Below are 21284 nucleotides of genomic sequence, written 5' to 3'. Positions count from 1 at the left end.
AATGGCGTTGGGTAAATTTGTATTAACCCAAGAAATTTGGCAAGACATTCGTCGATTTGGCGGTACCTATAGCTTAGTGTTGTTGGTGCTGCTTTCTGCGTTTTCGGTGATTTATTTAACGCATTTGAATAGACAAACAACGATAGCAGTAGAACGACTTTATACCGAAAGAGATGAGTTAGATATTGAATGGCGTAATCTGCAATTAGAGCAAAACTCTTTAGCAGAACATAGTGAAATAGAATACAAGGCCGACAAAATGCTGCATATGCATCGGCCAAAACCAACAAACGAAATAATAATAAAGATACCATGACGGTTAAAAAAGCTAAACGCAATCAAGATAACTACAAACCGACTACCATCGCGTGGCGGTTTTATGTTGTCTTGGGTTTGATTTGTTTAGTGTATACCGGCCTAGTTGCCCGCGCAGCCTACATTCAAGTTATTGAGCCTGGGTCGTTAATTATTAAAGGCGACAATCGCACTATTCGAAATACACTTAATGACACCTATCGTGGTGCTATTGTTGACAGGAACGGTATCGAACTGGCTATTTCAGTACCGGTGCAAACCATATACGCCGACCCTAAAATTGTGATTGAACAAAATGGTTTAGCAATGAGCCGTCGCTGGAAAGCACTTGCCCAAGTGCTGAATAAAGATGTTGATAAATTAAAGTCTCGTATTGGCACCAATCCTAAAAAACGCTTTGTTTACCTTGCCAGACAAGTGTCGCCATCAATGGCGAACTACGTACGTGAATTGAAAATTCCTGGTATTTATTTAAGAAAAGAGTCTAAACGCTTTTATCCTGCGGGAGAAATTAGTGCTCATTTGGTTGGTTTTACCAACGTTGATGACAAAGGTATTGAAGGCTTAGAACGCTTGTATAACGATCGTTTAACTGGCGAGGCAGGAAAGAAAAAGTACATAAAAGATGCGAAAGGCAGAAAAATTGAAATCCTTGAAAACAAAGATGCTACAGACCCACAAGATGTCGTGTTATCTATTGATCAAAGAATTCAGGCATTAGCTTATCGCGAGTTAAAAGCTGCGGTTAAATCGTTTAAAGCAACTTCCGGCTCAGTGGTTGTCGTTGATGTTAAAACCGGCGAAATTCTTGCTATGGTTAATGGTCCATCGTATAACCCAAATAATCGCAAAGGCACGGCAACCCATCGTTTTCGAAATAGAGCAATTACCGATATTTTTGAACCTGGCTCAACAATGAAACCGTTAACAGTATTAACTGCATTAGAATTTGGCTCAGCAGAGACAGATACTGTGATTAATACGTCACCAGGCTCAATGCGAATCGGTGGACGTCGAGTTTCTGATCCGCGCAACTATGGCAAATTAAGCCTTACTGAAATTCTTAAAAAATCATCAAACATGGGCACCACCAAATTAGCGCTTGATGTGCCAAAAGACTTTTTGTTAGGAAAGTTTTTTGAGATGGGCTTCTCCGAAGATACAGGTACCGGCCTTGTCGGTGAAAGCTCAGGTATGTTGTCCGATAGAAGTCGATGGTCAAAATTTGAATTAGCGACATTATCTTGGGGTTACGGTTTAGCAATTAGTCCTTTGCAGTTGGCAAGGTTTTACTCGACTATTGGCAATGGTGGTATGAAGGTGCCATTAACTGTATTAAAAGATCCAAGCTTTAATGAAGGTGAGCAAGTACTTGATGCAATTAATACTCAAGCGGTTCTAGAAATGCTTGAAAAAGTAGTTACTGAAGGCGGCGGTAAAAAAGCTAAAGTTGAAGGTTATCGTGTGGCTGGTAAAACCGGTACAGCAATTAAAGCTGCAGCAGGTGGTGGTTACGGCAATGACTATGTTGGTTTATTCGCCGGTGTAGCGCCAGTGTCTGATCCTCGATTGGCCATAGTGGTTGTTATTAATGAACCTGGTGGTGACCTGTACCATGGTGGTGAAGTAGCTGCGCCGGTATTTTCAAGAGTTATGGCGGGCTCATTACAGTATTTAAATATTGCTCCAGATGATGAAACTCAAATTAGTCGTTGGAGCAAAACATTTAACAGTAAGCAACTGCAAAAAGGAGCCAATGATGCCTGATCTTCCAGCAAGCTATTTTGCTGCTTTTTCAATTGCTAAAGCGTTAGCTAGATTTGATATCAGCATTGATGATATCGCAACTAAGCACCTAGTTAATGATTCAAGATATGTAGAACCTGGAGATATATTTGCTGCGGTTATAGGCACTTTTTCTGAAGGTAGTTCGTATATAACGTCGGCTGTGGCAAAAGGCGCGAGTTTAGTTATCGCACAATGTGAACATAACGACGAACATGGCACTGTATACAAGGTAACTGAACAGGGTAATAACGCTACCGTGATTAATTTTTTCGAGTTAAATAAACAGTTGTCGTTGTTAAGTGCTTACTATTACAATGAACCATATAAAGATATGGATTTGATTGGCGTTACTGGTACGAATGGTAAAACCAGTTGCTGCCAATTACTGGCACAATTATTCACAAAAAATAATCATAAAAGCGCTATTGTTGGCACCTTAGGTGCAGGTACATTAGACAACTTAGAGATTATAAATAACACCACACCAGGGCCGACCAAACTACAACAATTATTAGCGCAGTTTAGCTATGCCGATATTGAAAATGTTGCCATGGAAGTTTCCTCGCATGCATTAAGTCAACACAGAGTTGATGCCAATATGGTTGATATTGCCGTTTTCACTAATCTAAGTCGCGACCATCTTGATTATCATGGTGATATGGCGACTTACGCCGATGTTAAAAAACAGCTGTTTTTAGGCACCAGTGAGCAGGTTTGGGTTTTAAATGCGGACGATCAATTTTGTCAATCATGGCTAAGCCAATTACCGAGTGAAAATCGTCGGGTAATGTATAGCGTTAATGAAATTAATAAACCTTTACTAGAAAATGATGAATATTTATTGGCAACAAACATTGTTTGTCATAACCGCGGCGTTAGTTTTAAGTTAACCTCAAGCTGGGGTAATTGTGCAATAAACAGTGCGTTATTAGGTGAGTTTAATGTCGCGAATTTACTAGCAGCAATGGCGGTATTGTTAATAAAAGGCATCGCTCTTACCGACATAGCTAAGTGCACTGAACATCTTGTGCCTGTAACCGGGCGCATGGAAACATACGGCGCAGAAGGGAAAGCTACAGCTGTAGTTGATTATGCGCATACACCTGATGGATTAGAAAAAGCATTAGAATCGGCGAAAGCACACTGCCAGGGTGAGCTTTGGGTTGTATTTGGTTGTGGCGGTGACCGAGACAAAGGTAAACGACCAATGATGGGCAGCATTGCTGAGCGTTTTGCCGATCACATCGTACTGACTAATGATAATCCAAGAAGTGAAGAGCCGGCACAAATAACTGCTGACATTAAGCTGGGGATCAAAGAAGTTAATAAAGTAGACGTAATTATTGATAGACAACAAGCGGTTATTTCTGCATTAAGCCGTGCTAAAACAAATGACATGGTTCTGTGTGCAGGTAAAGGCCATGAAGACTATTTAATTATTGGCGATGAAACCATTGCTTATCACGAGCGAGAAGTTGTACGTCAGTTTTACCAAGGAAGGGCAAAATCATGATCCCATTATCCTTAATTGAAATAGCTAGCGTTGTTAACGGCGAAATAGTTAATAACAATGCTGGTGTAACCGTTAAAAGTGTCTGCTCTGATTCTAGACAACTTAAACAAGGTGATTTGTTTATCGCCTTGAAAGGCCCTAACTTTGATGGTCATCGCTTTGTCGAACAAGCAGCATCTATAGGCTGTACTGCCGCATTAGTTGAAGAACAACAAAATGTTAGCATCCCACACATTGTTGTAGCTGACTGTTATAAAGCCCTCGGTGAATTAGCTGCTTATGTAAAAGAAAAAGTTGCGCCAAAAACTGTTGCGATCACTGGTAGTAGTGGTAAAACCACAGTAAAAGAAATGGTTGCCGCTATTTTATCTCGATTAGGTACCGTACTGGCGACTAACGGTAACTTTAACAATGAAATTGGTGTGCCATTAACCTTGTTGCGCTTAGAAGCGCAACATGAGTATGCGGTAATTGAACTAGGTGCTAATCATATCGGCGAAATAGCCTATACCACAGGTTTAACTAAGCCTGATGTTGCGGTTATTAATAATATTGCTGCGGCTCATTTAGAAGGTTTTGGCGATTTATGTGGTGTAGCGCGAGCTAAAGGCGAAATATTTGAGGGTTTAGGTGAACATGGAGTCGCGTTGTATAACCAAGACACACCGTACGCGCATAAATGGCAGTGGCGGTTAGAAGATAAAAAAGTTCGTAAATTTTCGTGTATTAACCCGGCCGATGCGTATTGCACCGATATTCGAATGAATGCCAAGGGTTGTACAAGCTTTATGTTAAATACCCATAAAGGCAAAATAGACATTGAAGTGCCAGTGCCAGGTAGGCATAACGTTTGTAATGCTGTTGCCGCGGCGACAGTAGCACTAGAGTTTGGCGCTACGCTGGAAGATATTAAATTGGGGCTACGTGATATGGCGCCAGTAAAAGGTCGGTTAAATTTAATCAATTTACCTGATGACTTTACTTTAATTGATGATACTTACAACGCCAACGTTGAGTCTACCAAAGCCGCGGTAGAGTTATTAGCAAGTTATCCTGGAAGAGGTATTTTGGTACTGGGTGATATGGCCGAGCTTGGTGAAGATGCACGTAGTTATCACCAAGAAATAGGTGAGCATGCTTTAGCGCAGCATATCGATAATATTTTAACGTTAGGTGTACTAAGTCAAAGTACATCTTCGGTATTTGAACAAGATGGACAACACTTTTCATCTCGTGAATTGTTAGTTGAACATTTAGCAAATTTATTAACAGAGGAAGATCAGGCAATTACTGTATTAGTGAAAGGGTCACGAAGTGCCCGTATGGAATTAGTGGTTAAAGACATAAAAGATTGGCGCGAAAAGTCAACGAAAAATGAGGTTTCACCATGCTAGTTTGGTTGGGTCAGTACCTTACTGAGTTTTATTCTGGGTTTAATGTATTTCAATACTTAACCTTTAGAGCTATCTGTGCCACGTTAACCGCGCTTATTGCGTCGTTATATTTAGGGCCGAAGTTAATTCGCTATTTGCAAAAAATGCTAATCGGCCAAACGGTACGTGACGATGGTCCTGAAAGCCATTTATCGAAATCTGGTACGCCAACAATGGGCGGTATTTTGATACTAGGTACCATTTTATTAAGTATTTTACTGTGGACTGATTTAACCAACAGTTATGTGCAAATAATTATATTTGTGACCGTAAGTTTTGGTTTAATTGGCTTTGTTGATGATTACCGTAAAGTGGTTCGCAAAGATGCTAATGGCTTAATTGCTCGTTGGAAGTACTTTTGGCAAACCGTAGCCGGATTAGGCACGGCCATTTACCTGTATTCTCTTTCAGCACCAACCGATACTACCTTGCTAATTCCTTTTGTAAAAGAAGTGATGCCGCAACTTGGTTTGTTTTATATCGTATTTACCTATTTCGTCATAGTTGGTACTTCAAATGCGGTTAACTTAACCGATGGGTTAGATGGCTTAGCAATTGTTCCAACCATTTTAGTTGCTGGCGCGTTCGCCGTATTTGCATACGTAACCGGTAATATAAACTTTTCTGCCTATTTGAATCTACCGCATATTCGCGAGGTAAGTGAAATCGTGGTGGTATGTACTTCAATCGTAGGTGCTGGTCTTGGCTTCTTATGGTTTAACACCTACCCAGCGCAAGTATTTATGGGCGATGTTGGCTCTCTAGCGCTCGGTGCTTTACTTGGTGTTATTGCGGTATTGGTCAAGCAAGAGTTAGTGCTATTTATAATGGGCGGCATTTTCGTAGTTGAAACACTGTCGGTAATTTTACAAGTAGGCTCATACAAGTTAAGAGCAAAACGAATATTTAGAATGGCGCCTATTCATCATCATTATGAATTAAAAGGCTGGCCAGAGCCTCGCGTTATCGTGCGTTTCTGGATTATCTCTGTGGTATTGGTGCTGATTGGTTTAGCAACGCTGAAATTACGTTAATGACAATAATAAAAAGGTTTTAACCGTTAAATGACAACAATGGCATTACTGCAAAATAAAAACATCTTAGTGCTTGGTTTAGGCGCCACGGGGTTATCGTGTGCGCGCTTTTTGACCAAGCAAAATGTTAATTTTGTTGTTAATGACTCTCGTGAAAAACCGCCAGGTATAGCACGATTAAAGCAACTAAATAGCAACGTACAACTCATAAGTGGCCGCTGGGACACTGAAGCAATTGCTAATGCAGATCTAATAATTGCCAGTCCTGGCGTTGATATTAATTTGCCTGAGATTGTTAATAACCGCAAAGTAGGCAGTGAACTGATTGGTGATGTTGAATTGTTCTGTCAGCTTAGCAACAGCAAGGTTATTGCTGTGACAGGCTCAAACGGTAAATCTACTGTAGTATCATTGCTTGCTCACTTGGCTAATTATTGTGAACTGAACACAGCGTTGGCCGGGAATATTGGCTTACCGGTATTAGATGTTGTTGATGAAGATAATGATTTTGTCATCCTAGAACTGTCGAGTTTCCAACTTGAAACTATGACTTCTATGCAGGCCGTTGCCGCGACAATTTTAAATATTAGTGATGATCATTTAGACAGACACCTTACACTTGAAAATTACGCAAAAATTAAGCATAAAATTTTCACTCAAAGTGATCGCCGAGTTGTTAATCGCGAACAAGAGTTATCGCAGCCAGCACCGGTTGAACCAACTGATGTCAGCTTTGGCTTAAGTCAGCCTGATGATGGCCACTTTGGTATTAATAATGTGTCTGGAATTCGCTATTTATGTTTTGGCGAAACGAATTTAGTTGCATGTAATCAGTTACCAATTGTTGGTAAACACAACGAATTAAATTGCCTGGCCGCATTAGCGTTAGGTTATTGTGCCGGCTGGCCTTTAGCGCAAATGGTTCAGGGCTTGGCATCTTTTGAAGGTCTAGACCATCGCTGTAAACAAGTTGATAGTGGTGATGACATTATTTGGGTTAATGACTCGAAAGCAACCAATATTGGCGCCACGTTAGCGGCGATTGATGGCCTAGCAAGTAATCGCCATAAACTGATCCTTATTGCCGGCGGTGATGGCAAAGGTGCTGATTTTAATGAATTAAAACCGGCACTTGCCCATGTAGACTATCTAGTTACTTTCGGTAAAGATGGTCCGCAAATTGCGGCGTTAAAAGCAAACAGTATTGAAGTTACCAACCTAATTGATGCAGTAAATACAAGCCGTAAGCTTGCCAATGCAGGTGATATGGTTTTACTGTCGCCAGCGTGTGCCAGCATAGATATGTTTAATAATTATATGCAGCGCGGTGATATGTTCATACAAGCTATAAGGGAGGCAAGCTAATGGCTATTTCAATGCCTTCGGTTAGGCTTCCTGAATTACCCTCTTGGCTGTTTGAAAGTCAAACAGCGAAAAACCAAGTAACCTTTGATCGTGGTTTTATCGTGATAGCACTAGCTATGTATCTGATCGGTTTGATCATGGTGGCAAGTTCTTCAATGCCAATTGGTGAAAAGTTATTTAATAATCCTTTTCATTTTGTTATTCGTCATGCCATTTACATTGTGATGAGCTTATTTATTGCCGCCATTGCACTTAGAGTTGAAATGCATCATTGGCAAAAATCGAGCTGGGTTTTGTTATTGTTAGCGATGTTTTTATTAGTCGCAGTACTAATTATAGGCCGTACAGTAAATGGCTCAACTCGTTGGATTATGGTCGGCCCGATTAACATTCAAGCTGCCGAGCCAGCCAAGCTTTTCTTCTTCTGTTATTTGTCTGCTTATTTAGTAAGACGCCGTGATGAAGTGATGGACAACTTTAAAGGCTTTTTTAAACCATTATTAGTGTTATTTTTGCTGGCAGTTTTGTTATTATTAGAGCCTGATCTGGGTACGGTAATTGTAATGGGGGCAACAGCCCTTGGGTTACTATTTTTAGCCGGTGCAAAATTATGGCAATTTATTGCCATTGTTGTTGTGGTGTTAAGCGCATTTGTCATGTTGGTAATCTTTGAGCCGTACCGTTTACGTCGGGTTACGTCGTTTTTAGATCCTTGGCAGGATGAATTTGGCAGTGGTTATCAATTAACACAATCGTTAATGGCTTACAGCCGTGGCGAATTTTTTGGCCAAGGCTTAGGTAACAGTGTACAAAAACTAGATTATTTACCAGAGGCACACACTGACTTCGTCATGGCGGTTGTTGGTGAGGAGTTTGGCTTTATTGGTATCGTGTTTCTATTAGGCCTTTGTTTAACGCTAGTGATTAAAGCATTGTTGTTAGGCAAAAGAGCATTAGAAAAAGAAAAGTATTTTGAAGGTTTCTTCGCCTATGCCATTGGCATTTGGATGAGCTTTCAAGCGGCAGTTAATGTTGGTGCTAGTGCGGGAATATTCCCAACTAAAGGATTAACCATGCCGTTGATTAGTTATGGTGGAAGTTCAATGATAGTCATGACCTTGGCGATAGTCGTATTAATTCGCATTGATCATGAATTACGGTTGCAGTCTATTCAAGCAACCGCAACAGGAGGGCGTAAGTAGTGTCTAAACGTCCGACGATATTAGTGATGGCGGGTGGCGATTGGGTAGGTCATATCTTCCCTGCGATTTTTGTCGCCGAAAATTTACAAGTCTTTAATGGAGGGCGTAAGTAGTGTCTAAACGTCCTACTATTTTAGTGATGGCGGGAGGAACTGGAGGTCATATCTTTCCAGGGCTTGCTGTTGCCGAAAATTTACAAGCGCAAGGTTGGCATGTGCATTGGCTTGGCACCCGTGACCGTATGGAAGCGCAGGTGATCCCGGCGAATGGTATTGATATTTCATTTATCAATATTGCCGGTTTACGTGGCAAAGGCATTAAGTCTTGGCTAACTATGCCGTTCAAAATTCTGCAATCAGTTCTGCAGTCATTAAAAGTGCTTAAGCAAGTTCAGCCTGATGTTGTTTTGGGTATGGGCGGATATGCCAGTGCACCAGGTGGTGTTGCGGCGTGGTTAAAACGTGTTCCTCTGGTATTGCATGAACAAAATGCCGTTGCGGGTATGTCGAATCGCTATTTGGCAAAAATTGCCACTAAGGTATTAAGTGCCTTTCCAAATGCATTTACTCTGCCAATTACTAGCACTGTAGTTGGTAACCCTGTGCGCAGTGATATTAGTAAATTGAATACCGATGATGACCGCATTATCAGCAAGAAAGTGTTAGTTGTTGGCGGCAGTTTAGGTGCAAAAGTATTAAACGATACTGTGCCTCAGGCAATAAGCCAGATTAAGTTACAAGATATTGATATTTGGCACCAAACTGGCAGCGGTAATAGCACCGAAATTATTACTTCTTATGATGACTACGGTGTAAATAAAGACAAAGTAAAAGTAACCGATTTTATCGATGATATGTCGGCCGCATATGATTGGGCTGACTTAGTAATTTGTCGTGCTGGTGCGTTAACTGTTTCAGAGCTGGCGATGGCAGGCAAACCGGCCATTTTTGTGCCATTGCCACATGCTGTTGATGATCACCAAACAAAAAATGCTGAGTATTTGGTTAAACAAGGTGGTGCTAAGTTAATGCCACAAGATCAATTTAACGCAACGGTACTGGCGCAAAAATTAAATTTATTGTTTAGCTCTGATATGGCGCTACGCAATATGGCAAAAGCAAGTAAAGCGGCTTCAACTCCCAATGCTACCCAAACGGTTGCAGATGTTTGTAAGGCATTGGTGAAATAATGAATGAACGAACTATGAAAATTCCAGAAATGCGTCGGGTTAAAGTTATCCATTTTGTTGGTATCGGTGGTGCCGGTATGGGCGGGATTGCTGAGGTATTACTCAATGAAGGTTATAAGGTAACGGGTTCAGATATCAGCGTGAACCCTGTTGTTAATCGCTTAACTAAACTGGGTGCCAGCATAACCATAGGGCATAAGCCTGAAAATGTGCAAGGCGCCAGCGTAATTGTCGTATCTACGGCAATTAACAAGCAAAACGTTGAGCTAATAACCGCACAAGAACATCGTATCCCGGTTGTACGTCGAGCTGAAATGCTGGCTGAATTAATGCGTTTTAGGCATGGTATCGCCATTGCTGGTACACATGGTAAAACAACAACGACCAGTTTAATAGCCAGTATCATGGCTGAAGGCGAGCTTGATCCTACTTTTGTTATCGGTGGCTTATTAAATAGTGCCGGTACTAACGCGCGTTTAGGTAAAAGTCGCTATTTAGTGGCTGAAGCCGATGAAAGTGATGCATCATTCTTACATTTGCAGCCTATGGTGTCAGTAATTACGAATATTGATGCTGACCATATGGAAACCTATGAAGGTGACTTTGAAAAACTAAAAGATACCTACATCGAATTCTTACATAACTTACCATTTTATGGTTTAGCCGTTATGTGTATAGACAACCCTGTTGTGCGTGAATTGTTGCCGAGAGTTGGTCGTCAAATTACCACTTACGGGTTTAGTCTAGATGCAGATGTACGAGCAATTGATTACCAACAAACGGCTGAAGTGAGTAAATTTACTGTACAGCGTTCAGGTAAAGCAGACTTGGCTATTACTCTCAACTTGCCTGGTTTACATAATGTTGCTAATGCGCTTGCGGCAATTACTGTCGCTACTGATGAAGGCGTAAGTGATGATGCAATTGTTACTGCGCTGAGTAAATTTGAAGGTATTGGTCGACGTTTTGAGCATTTAACAACTCTGACGACTAAAAATGGTGATATCACCGTAATTGATGATTACGGCCACCACCCGAGTGAAGTCGCAGCAACCATAAAAGCGATGCGTAATGGTTGGCCTGAGCGTCGTTTAGTGATGATGTTTCAGCCGCATCGTTACTCACGTACACGCGATTTATATGAAGACTTTGTGGAAGTGTTAAGCGAAGTAGACTCTTTGGTATTACTTGATGTCTATGCCGCTGGTGAAGACCCAATTATTAATGCCGACTCTAAAGCATTGGCACGTAGCATCCGTTCCCGTGGTAGTGTTGAGCCAATTTACGTCAGCTCTACAGAACAGCTCCCTGAAATAATGGAATCGATCCTGCGAGACGGTGACATGTTAATTACTCAAGGTGCGGGTAATATCGGTGCAATAGCTCGCGAGCTGGTTACTGCCAAAAGATTGAACCTAAGAAAGAGAGGCAGCTAGATGAATGACTTAATCGATGTTGCCACATTAAAACAACAAACCATCGGCGTTTTATTTGGCGGAGACAGTGCAGAACGTGAAGTATCACTAAGCTCTGGCACTGCAGTTTATCAAGGCCTTATTAATGCTGGTTTTAATGTGAAAGCCATTGATACTCAAGGTTTTGATTTAGCTAAGTTAAAAGCTGAGAACATCGATAGAGTGTATATTGCCTTACACGGCCGTGGCGGCGAAGACGGTTGTATTCAGGGAGCACTTGAATACTTAGGCATTCCATATACCGGCTCTGGTGTTTTAGGGTCAGCTTTATCTATGGATAAAGTTAGAAGCAAACAAATTTTTAAGGCAATGAATTTGCCAACGGCTGATTTTGCTGTGGTTAGCGAAGAAGATTTTAATACCGATACGGCTGAAATGGTTCTCAACCAACTTGGCAACAAGGTAATGGTTAAACCTGCCAATGAAGGTTCGAGCATAGGCATGGCTATTGCTAATAATGCTGATGAATTAAACGCCGCTTTAATAAATGCGTTTAAATATGATCAGCAAATACTTGTTGAAGCGTGGTTAAGCGGTGCGGAATTTACGGTTGCTATTTTAGGGGATGAAGCCCTGCCGGCAATTTCAATGGTAACGCCACATGAGTTTTATGACTATCAAGCAAAGTATGAAAGCAAAAGTACACAATATCTATGTCCTTGCGGATTAGATGCCGACGTTGAAAATGAATTAAAAAATATTTCACTAAAAGCTTTCAAAGCAACAGGCGCTCAAGGTTGGGGACGAGTAGATTTAATGCAAGATGAACAGGGTAATTTTAACTTATTAGAAGTTAATACCGTACCTGGCATGACTGTGACATCTTTAGTGCCAAAAGCCGCGAAAGTTGCAGGCTTAAGTTTTGAACAACTAGTGACGCGAGTTTTACAACTTAGCGATACAAATAAGGGTTAATGGAAAATTTAACTATGAACAAACAAACGCAACTTGATTTTAAAAATGCTTCCTGGGTCTTTTGGTCTGGGTTTAGCTTTTTTATCGGTGTGTGTTTGTGCACTTTAATTGGCAGTTATTACTTAATTGAATCAATGCTGGAAGATGAAGCTGTACCCGTTTCATCACTAGTGATTAAAGGCAATATTCCTTATACCAAAAATGAAGAAATTGTAGCGGTGTTAAAACAAAATACCCTGGGGAATTTCTTTCAATTAGACGTGAATAATGTCCAACAAAATTTAGAAGATTTGCCATGGGTTTACTCGGCTTCAGTACGAAAGCAGTGGCCCAATGAAGTTCGTGTATATGTGATAGATCAAACGCCAGTTGCACAATGGAATGATGATTTTTTTATAAACGAACATGGCGTAATATTTCAAGCAGATAAAACGCGAGTGCAAAGCAAATTACCAAAATTATTTGGTCCGGAAGGCAGTGAAGTATTGGCACTGAAAAACTATAGAAATTTAAATAATTTATTAACTTACATTCAAGTTGGTATTGATGAATTAGTACTAACAGAACGTCATGCCTGGCAATTAACTTTAGCTGATGGCGTATTTCTTGACTTAGGTCGAGAAGACAGAGTAACAAGAGTGCAGCGTTTTATGGATGCCTATGAGCAGATAAAATCCTACGCCAAAAAAGATATGCAAGTCGATTATGTTGATTTGCGCTATGACACTGGGATGGCTGTCGGCTGGAAACCAGTGTTGAGCGATGATTTAAAACAATTACAAGAGCAAAAAACAAATGCCTAAAGCCATAGAAAGAAATTTAGTTGTTGGCCTGGACATCGGAACGTCGAAAATCGTTGCGGTAGTCGGTGAAGTAACACCTGATGATGAATTAAGCATTATCGGTGTCGGCCATCATGCAGCTCGTGGTATGGATAAAGGTGGAGTGAATGATCTGAATTTGGTTATTCAATCGATCCAACGTGCGGTAAACGAAGCTGAATTAATGGCAGATTGTCGTATTGGCTCTGTTTATTTAGGAATATCGGGTAAGCACGTAAGTTGTCAAAACGAAAACGGCATGGTACCAATTAACGACCATGAAGTAATGCAAGAAGACGTTGATAATGTGATTCATACCGCCCGTTCAGTACCGATGTCGGCAGAGCGTCGTATGTTGCATGTTTTACCACAGGAATACAGCGTTGATGTACAAGAAGGCATTAAAAGCCCTATTGGTATGTCTGGTGTTCGGATGGAAGCTAAAGTTCATATCGTAACTTGCGCTAACGACATGGCGAAAAATATTGTTAAGTGTGTCGAGCGCTGTGACTTAACTGCTGATCAATTAATTTTCTCTGCATTAGCCTCAAGCTATTCAATATTAACTGATGATGAAAAAGAGTTAGGTGTGTGCGTAGTCGATATGGGCGCCGGTACTATGGATATTTCTGTCTTTACTGGTGGTGCATTGCGCCATAGTGCAGTTATTCCAGTTGGTGGTAACCAAGTGACTAATGACATTGCGAAAATATTTAGAACACCGCTTAGCCACGCAGAAGACATCAAAGTGCAATACGCTTGTGCGCTTCGCCAAATGGTCAGCATGGAAGAAAACATTGAAGTGCCAAGTGTTGGTGGTCGCCCAGCAAGAAGTATGTCTCGTCATACTCTGGCTGAAGTAGTTGAACCTCGTTATCACGAACTATTTGAATTAATTCAGGAAGAGATCAAAGAAAGTGGTCTGGAAGATCAAATTGCCGCCGGTATCGTATTAACTGGCGGTACGGCAAAAATGGAAGGTGTTACTGAATTTGCTGAAGAAGTATTTCAAATGCCAGTGCGGATCGGCAGCCCATTAAATATGCAGGGCCTAAGTGATTATGTGAACGACCCAAGTTACAGCACGGTAATTGGTTTATTGAAATACGGTATTGAAGCAAGTGCTGAAGGCACAACAAATTCAACAACGGGTGAGGGCGTAGTAAGCGCGCTTACGCGGGTGAAAAACTGGTTTAAGGGACAATTTTAGCAATTAGCTAAAACTTAAAAATAAAAACAATTTTTTTTGGTGGAACAAAAAATACAATAGAACGGAGAGAAAATTATGTTTGAATTAATGGAAGACCACAACGAAGAAGCGGTGATTAAAGTCATCGGTGTTGGCGGAGGTGGCGGTAACGCTGTCGAGCATATGGTGTCACAAACCATAGAAGGTGTTGAGTTTATTACTGCAAATACCGACTCACAGGCACTGCGTAATTCATCTGCTAACGTAACGTTGCAAATGGGTTGTGATGTGACTAAAGGCTTAGGCGCTGGCGCCAACCCTGAAATTGGTCGCAAAAGTGCTGAAGAAGATAGAGAGACAATTCGTCAAACCTTGCAAGGTTCAGACATGATCTTTATCGCTGCAGGTATGGGCGGAGGCACGGGTACAGGTGCGGCACCGGTAGTTGCTGAAATTGCCAAAGAAATGGGGATACTAACGGTTGCAGTGGTAACTAAACCATTCCCATTTGAAGGCAAAAAGCGGATGAACTATGCCGACCAAGGTATTGAATTTTTACAAAATAATGTTGATTCATTAATTACCATCCCTAACGAAAAGCTATTAAAAGTGTTAGGCCCTGGCACAAGCTTATTAGATGCATTTAAAGCCGCTAATAATGTTTTACTGGGTGCAGTACAAGGTATTGCTGAATTAATTACTCGTCCTGGTTTAATCAACGTCGATTTCGCCGATGTACGTACTGTAATGTCTGAAATGGGCACGGCAATGATGGGCTCTGGCCAAGCCGCTGGCGAAGATCGTGCTGAAGAAGCGGCAGAAGCTGCAATTTCTAGCCCATTGCTTGAAGATGTTGATTTAGCTGGCGCTCGCGGTATATTAGTAAATATTACTGCTGGTATGGATATCTCAATTGATGAGTTTGAAACAGTAGGTAACGCAGTTAAAGCATTCGCCTCAGAAAATGCTACCGTTGTCGTGGGTGCGGTAATTGACCCTGAAATGACTGAAGAGCTGCGCGTAACAGTTGTAGCAACGGGCATTGGGCAACAGCAAAAACCTGAAATTTCAATTGTACCACCAATGCAAAAGCCTGAGCCTATGGTAGTAAACGCAAGTTATGCGCCATCACCAGAGCCAGAAGTTGCTAATAACGCGTACACTGAAACTAGCACGGCGCCACAAACGGCACCTGCGGTAGAGACTGATTATTTAGATATTCCTGCATTTTTACGAAAGCAGGCTGACTAAGATAGTTAAGAACTAGGAACTGGAACCTAAGAGCTAAGGGTCAATTAGTTGGCACGTTAGTCTTCTTTGTTCAGCGAATGTTCAGGTTTTAAGTGGTAAGTTAATTGCGGATTTTAAGTTTAATATTTGCTGTTTAATTACAATCAGTTACAAGTGGTAATAGATTGTTAGCAAATTTTGGGCCATAACCGTTATCTTTTGACTGCAAAGGGAATTTTTGCTATATTACGCGTCCACTAAATTAACAAATTGTTAATTGTGTCGGTTGGAACGCAAGATTTAAGGCGAATTATGATTAAACAACGTACTCTCAAACAAAGCGTAAATGCTACTGGTGTTGGTTTACATAAAGGTGAAAAGGTGCAGATTACTCTCCGTCCTGCGCCTGCGAACACGGGAATAGTATTCCGTCGTGTTGACCTTGAACCTATGGTAGATATTCAGGCTACACCTGAAGCTGTGGGCGAAACTACGTTGTGTACATGTTTAGTGAATGAGCAAGGTGTTCAAGTTTCCACCGTTGAACATCTGTTAGCCGCGGTAGCTGGCTTAGGTATTGATAACTTAGTTGTAGAAGTTGATTCTCCTGAGATCCCAATTATGGATGGTAGTGCCTTACCATTTGTATATTTGATCCAATCAGTAGGAATTGAAGAGCAAAACGCAGCTAAGAAATTTTTACGCATTACTAAAAAAATTCGTGTTGAAGAAGGTGATAAGTGGGCCGAATTATGTCCACACGAAGGTTTCAAAGTTAACTTTGCTATCGACTTCGATCACCCGGTAATTGCAAATACCACACAAAACATCAGCATGGATTTATCAGCTAACTCTTTTATCAAAGAAATTAGCCGTGCCCGTACTTTTGGCTTTATGAAAGACATTGAGTTTTTACGCTCACATAACCTAGCATTAGGTGGTAGCTTAGAAAATGCTATCGTACTTGATGAATACCGTATGCTTAATAGCGAAGAACTTCGTTATGATGACGAGTTTGTGAAGCATAAAATCTTAGATGCAATCGGCGACCTTTACATGGGCGGTGTTAGCATATTGGGTGAGATGAACTCATATAAATCAGGCCATGGCTTAAATAACATGTTGTTACGCGAAGTATTCAAACAGGTTGAAAGCTGGGAATGGGTAACCTATGAAGACGAGCGCCCATCACCAATAGCTTACCAAGATTCCGTTGTAGCGTAAGAGAAAAGCTAAATTGATTTATAGAGACCAGAACTTAGTTCTGGTTTTTTTATGTCTGGAATATTATAGAAACGAGAAACGAGAAACGAGAAACGAAGTACAAAAAAGAACAATTGAGATATTGAGCCGATGATAATCGGTTGGCGTGAATTTATTCGCGCGTTATCGCGTAGCGGCTATTTGGCTAGAAATGAGGATTAATTTTTATTTCAATGCTTCTAAATATTCCTTAGGTTTGCAATGCCTGTTGTTGTGATATATTGTTACGCTCGAACTGTAAACGTTGGCCCGATACGGGAGATTTAGCCGCTATTACAACTAGGTTCTGTCGGCAACTGGCTATTTGCCTAGCATTATCTGGTAGAACAGGGCATATTTGTCGTATAATGTCGTCCAGAACTTTAAACGATTACGCTTTAGTAGATAAATCTACCATGGTATCGCTGGTTTTTTTAAGCAAACTGTTTAGGTCTTGAGAGGCTTTTACAATGTGTTTTATTAACCGGTTTACCTCTGAATATTCGCTATTAAACAGAAATAAGTATTTAAATGAGTTTAACACTATTATACCGCGGACAAAATGTTCGTTTTTCATTAAAGCTAAGTAAACCAAGGTGGCTTGCCATTGTTGGTGGCTTTGCTGTGGTGTCAGGCTTTATTATTCATGCTGTTATGAAGTCGGAAGATGTGCCTGAACATTTGATGTCAGCTACACAACCAGTACAACCCGTTCCCAACACTACTAATGACAAACAAGTCATTGCCTTAAGCGCTCGAATTGCCGAATTACAATCACATGTTTTACGCTTAAATGCTTTAGGTGAACGTTTAGCGGAAGAAGCCGACATTCCCAAAGACGAATTTAATATGGTGGCATTGCCATCATCAGGTGGACCATTACATCAAGAAGTGTTAATTAGTGATTTTTCAATGACTGACTTAGAAAGTCAGTTGAATAATTTGAACAACAGCATTGTTCAAAAAGAAAATCAGCTTAACCTACTTGAATCTTTAGCATTGGGTCACCATATCGAAAATACGAGTTATTTATCCGGGCGTCCAATTGGCAAAGGCTGGTTGTCGTCCTATTACGGAGTTCGTAAAGACCCATTTACTGGCAAACCTACCAAGCATAACGGTGTAGATTTTGCGGGTAAAGAAAATGCTGAAATTTATGCCACCGGTTCAGGTGTTGTTAGCTATGCTGGCGAACGCTGGGGATACGGTAATTTGGTAGAAATTGATCACGGTACAGGCTACAAAACTAGGTATGCACACAATAAGTCGCATTTAGTTAAAGTTGGTGACGTGGTGAGTAAAGGGCAAGCAATTGCCAAAATGGGTAGTACAGGCCGTTCAACTGGTCCGCACGTTCATTACGAAATCCTGCGTAACGATAAACAAATAAATCCAACTAAATACGTTTATCGCAAGCCTAAAACTTAAATAAATAACCCCTGTAAACTTTTAGATTCAGTCTTAGACTGATATTTTTTTATCGCCAAAAATATAATTGGCAAAATTGGTTTAAATAAAATGTTTGTAAAAATAATGACAAAGCTGTTTGGTAGTCGTAATGACCGCCTTCTTAAGCAAATGAACAAAGAAGTACTTAAAATTAACGCCCTAGAAGAAACAACAAAAGCGTTAAATGATGATGATTTAAAAGCTAAAACAGCAGAGTTTAAAGAGCGTGTTGCCAACGGCGAAGCGTTAAACGATATTTTACCAGAAGCATTTGCTGTAGTACGAGAAGCCAGTATTCGCGTATTTGGTATGCGTCATTTTGATGTGCAAATGATTGGTGGCATGGTTTTGCATCAAGGTAAAATTGCCGAAATGCGCACCGGTGAAGGTAAAACGTTAACAGCAACATTACCAAGCTACTTAAATGGTCTTACCGATAAAGGTGTTCATGTTATTACCGTGAATGACTACTTAGCGAAACGTGATGCTGACTGGGCCCGGCCATTATTTGAATTTTTAGGCATGACCGTTGGTTGTAATATTCCAAATATGGCGCCTGAAGAAAAGCAAGCTGCATATAAATGTGACGTCACATACGGTACCAATAATGAATTTGGTTTTGACTATTTACGTGACAACATGGCGTTCTCACCAGAACAACGTGCACAACGTCCATTACACTTTGCTGTAATTGATGAAGTGGATTCAATCCTTATTGATGAAGCACGTACCCCATTGGTTATTTCTGGCCAAGCTGAAGACAGCTCTGAGCTGTATCGTTTAATCGACTCTTTAGTGCCAATGCTTGAACAGCAAGAAGCTGAAGATGAAGAAGGCGTTGAAAGTACCGGCGACTTCACTGTTGATGAAAAATCAAAGCAAGTATATCTGACTGAGCGTGGCCAAGTTCGTGTTGAAGAAATTTTAAAAGAGCGTGGCATGCTAGAAGAGCATGATTCGTTATATGGCGCATCAAGCATCGCTTTACTGCACCATGTTATGGCGGCACTGCGCGCCCATAAGCTTTTCCAAAAAGACGTCGACTATATCGTTAAAGAAGGCGAAATAGTCATTGTTGATGAGCATACTGGCCGTACAATGGAAGGTCGTCGTTGGTCTGAAGGTTTACATCAAGCGGTAGAAGCTAAAGAACATGTAAATATTCAAAACGAAAATCAAACACTTGCCTCTATCACATTCCAGAATTTCTTCCGTTTATACGAGAAGTTATCAGGCATGACAGGTACAGCCGATACTGAAGCATTCGAATTTAATCATATTTATGGTTTAGAAACAGTTGTTATCCCGACCAACCGTCCTATGGTTCGTGATGATATGGCCGATTTAATTTACCTAACGCAAGAAGAAAAATACGAAGCAGTAATTGCTGATATTAAAGATTGTGTTGAACGTGGTCAGCCAACATTAGTTGGTACTATCAGTATCGAAACATCTGAATTTTTATCAGATATCTTACGTAAAGCCAAAATTAAACATAAAGTGCTTAATGCCAAATTCCATGCTGAAGAAGCCGAAATTGTTGCTAATGCCGGTAAACTTGGTGCGGTAACAATTGCTACCAATATGGCCGGCCGTGGTACCGATATCGTACTAGGTGGTAATTTGAGTGCAGATCTGGCGAAATTATCAAACCCATCTGAAGATCAAATTGCAAAAGCTACAGCACAGTGGCAAGAAAACCATGAACAAGTGGTCGCAGCAGGTGGTTTACACATTGTTGCTACAGAACGTCATGAGTCTCGTCGTATTGATAATCAACTACGTGGTCGTTCAGGCCGTCAAGGTGACCCAGGTTCAACACGTTTCTACTTATCAATGGAAGATGGTTTAATGCGCATCTTTGCCTCCGAGCGTATTGCCAACATGATGCGTAAGTTAGGTATGGAACACGGTGAAGCAATTGAACACCCATGGGTAACTAAGTCGATAGAAAATGCCCAACGTAAAGTTGAAGGCCGTAACTTTGATGTACGTAAGCAACTGCTTGAGTACGATGATGTAGCAAATGATCAACGTAAAGTAATTTACGAGCAACGTAACGAACTTCTTGACGAAGGCGATATTGGCGAGACTATTGCGGCAATACGTAGTGATGTGATCAACGGTATGATTGATGCGCAAATTCCACCACAATCTTTAGAAGAAATGTGGGATGTACCAGCGCTTGAAGAACAGCTTAAAGGTGAATTAACCTTAGATCTTCCTCTGGCAAAATGGTTAGAAGAAGATGATAAATTAAATGAAGACTCACTACGTGAACGAATTTTAGCTGAAGTTGAAACTGCCTATACAGAAAAAGAAACACAAGTTGGCCCTGAAGTTTTACGTCAATTTGAAAAAGCAATTATGCTACAAACGCTTGATGGTTTATGGAAAGAGCACTTAGCAGCTATGGACCATTTGCGCCAAGGTATTCATTTACGCGGTTACGCGCAAAAGAACCCGAAGCAAGAATACAAAAAAGAGTCGTTCGAATTATTCTCAAACATGCTTGATAACTTAAAATATGACGTAGTAAGCGTATTATCGAAAGTTCGTATTCAACAAGAATCAGATGTTGAAGCGGTAGAAGAGCAAACTCGTAAGAACGAAGATGCACCTAAGCAATACACACATGAATCAAGTGGCCCGGCAACACAAGAAAACGAAGTAAAACGCGTTGGCCGCAACGAACCATGTCCATGTGGCTCAGGCAAAAAATACAAACAATGTCACGGTAAGTTAAGTTAGAAAACTAACGGAACTGATATTTAGAAAGCCCTAATTGATTAAGTCAAATTAGGGCTTTTTTACTTCAGGGACGAAGGAATGCCAACTTAACATGGATGTTATTATAGTAGGCTCAATTCAAAGATGAATTAACTTAGAATTGCCAAGGATGGAGCAAATTCTGTTATATTTGACGAGAAACGAGAAACGAGAAACGAGAAACGAGAAACGAGAAACGAGAAACGAGAAACGAGAAACGAGAAACGAGAAACGAGAAGTGTGGAGTGTTCGCATAAAAGTGGACACCACTTCCTGACGAATGTCAGGATCTCGCTTTTACTTTTAGATGCTAAAACAGGTTTAGTAAATACGTAGGAGGATCAAAAAGTATCTA

At 40.8% G+C, this 21284-nt stretch carries 16 protein-coding genes; all 16 read left to right on the top strand.

The window, feature by feature from the left end; all coding sequences use genetic code 11:
- Window position 1 precedes the first annotated feature (1 nt).
- The 16 genes from ftsL (at window position 2) to secA (ending at window position 20911) form a co-directional block, all read left to right on the top strand.
- Complete coding sequence (gene ftsL, locus RI844_RS10620) at window positions 2-316, top strand: cell division protein FtsL (RefSeq protein ID WP_348392076.1); 315 nt, start codon at window positions 2-4, stop codon at window positions 314-316.
- Entirely contained in the window at window positions 313-2082 is a 1770-nt protein-coding gene (locus RI844_RS10615) for a peptidoglycan D,D-transpeptidase FtsI family protein (RefSeq protein ID WP_348394651.1), read from the top strand. Before ftsL ends, RI844_RS10615 begins: the two co-directional genes overlap by 4 nt.
- Window positions 2075-3616, top strand: a complete 1542-nt coding sequence (locus RI844_RS10610) for a UDP-N-acetylmuramoyl-L-alanyl-D-glutamate--2,6-diaminopimelate ligase (RefSeq protein WP_348394650.1) — start codon at window positions 2075-2077, stop codon at window positions 3614-3616. Before RI844_RS10615 ends, RI844_RS10610 begins: the two co-directional genes overlap by 8 nt.
- Window positions 3613-5010, top strand: coding sequence for a UDP-N-acetylmuramoyl-tripeptide--D-alanyl-D-alanine ligase (locus RI844_RS10605; protein ID WP_348394649.1), 1398 nt, complete (start codon window positions 3613-3615; stop codon window positions 5008-5010). Before RI844_RS10610 ends, RI844_RS10605 begins: the two co-directional genes overlap by 4 nt.
- Window positions 5004-6083: a phospho-N-acetylmuramoyl-pentapeptide-transferase gene (gene mraY / locus RI844_RS10600; protein WP_348394648.1), complete on the top strand. Its 1080-nt coding sequence runs from the start codon at window positions 5004-5006 to the stop codon at window positions 6081-6083. The genes RI844_RS10605 and mraY overlap by 7 nt, the downstream gene beginning before the upstream one ends.
- Window positions 6084-6113: 30 nt before the next feature.
- Window positions 6114-7448: a UDP-N-acetylmuramoyl-L-alanine--D-glutamate ligase gene (gene murD / locus RI844_RS10595; protein WP_348394647.1), complete on the top strand. Its 1335-nt coding sequence runs from the start codon at window positions 6114-6116 to the stop codon at window positions 7446-7448.
- Entirely contained in the window at window positions 7448-8650 is a 1203-nt protein-coding gene (gene ftsW / locus RI844_RS10590) for a cell division protein FtsW (RefSeq protein WP_348394646.1), read from the top strand. The genes murD and ftsW overlap by 1 nt, the downstream gene beginning before the upstream one ends.
- A gap of 112 nt (window positions 8651-8762) precedes the next feature.
- The gene (gene murG / locus RI844_RS10585; RefSeq protein WP_348394645.1) at window positions 8763-9839 is read left to right on the top strand and encodes an undecaprenyldiphospho-muramoylpentapeptide beta-N-acetylglucosaminyltransferase; all 1077 of its coding nucleotides are present in this window, start codon (window positions 8763-8765) and stop codon (window positions 9837-9839) included.
- Window positions 9839-11275 (top strand): UDP-N-acetylmuramate--L-alanine ligase, encoded by a 1437-nt coding sequence (murC, locus tag RI844_RS10580; RefSeq protein ID WP_348394644.1) that lies wholly within the window; start codon window positions 9839-9841, stop codon window positions 11273-11275. The genes murG and murC overlap by 1 nt, the downstream gene beginning before the upstream one ends.
- Complete coding sequence (locus tag RI844_RS10575) at window positions 11276-12229, top strand: D-alanine--D-alanine ligase (RefSeq protein WP_348394643.1); 954 nt, start codon at window positions 11276-11278, stop codon at window positions 12227-12229.
- Window positions 12230-12243: 14 nt separating this feature from the next.
- Complete coding sequence (locus RI844_RS10570) at window positions 12244-13032, top strand: cell division protein FtsQ/DivIB (RefSeq protein WP_348394642.1); 789 nt, start codon at window positions 12244-12246, stop codon at window positions 13030-13032.
- A complete protein-coding gene (gene ftsA / locus RI844_RS10565; protein WP_348394641.1) occupies window positions 13025-14260 on the top strand; it encodes a cell division protein FtsA in 1236 nt (411 codons plus the stop codon). Before RI844_RS10570 ends, ftsA begins: the two co-directional genes overlap by 8 nt.
- A 75-nt stretch (window positions 14261-14335) precedes the next feature.
- Window positions 14336-15490, top strand: a complete 1155-nt coding sequence (gene ftsZ, locus RI844_RS10560) for a cell division protein FtsZ (protein WP_348394640.1) — start codon at window positions 14336-14338, stop codon at window positions 15488-15490.
- A 291-nt stretch (window positions 15491-15781) separates the two neighbouring features.
- Entirely contained in the window at window positions 15782-16693 is a 912-nt protein-coding gene (gene lpxC / locus RI844_RS10555; RefSeq protein WP_348394639.1) for a UDP-3-O-acyl-N-acetylglucosamine deacetylase, read from the top strand.
- 549 nt (window positions 16694-17242) lie between these two features.
- Complete coding sequence (locus RI844_RS10550) at window positions 17243-18139, top strand: M23 family metallopeptidase (RefSeq protein ID WP_348394638.1); 897 nt, start codon at window positions 17243-17245, stop codon at window positions 18137-18139.
- A 90-nt stretch (window positions 18140-18229) separates the two neighbouring features.
- Window positions 18230-20911 carry a preprotein translocase subunit SecA gene (secA, locus tag RI844_RS10545; protein ID WP_348394637.1) on the top strand — a complete coding sequence of 894 codons (2682 nt, stop codon included), beginning with the start codon at window positions 18230-18232 and terminating at the stop codon, window positions 20909-20911.
- The last annotated feature ends 373 nt before the right edge of the window (window positions 20912-21284 follow it).

It is taken from the genome of Thalassotalea fonticola (genome assembly GCF_032911225.1).
Lineage (GTDB): Bacteria > Pseudomonadota > Gammaproteobacteria > Enterobacterales > Alteromonadaceae > Thalassotalea_A > Thalassotalea_A fonticola.
The sequence above is the reverse complement of the archived record's forward strand: the minus strand, read 5'-3'. Positions and strand labels throughout refer to the sequence as shown.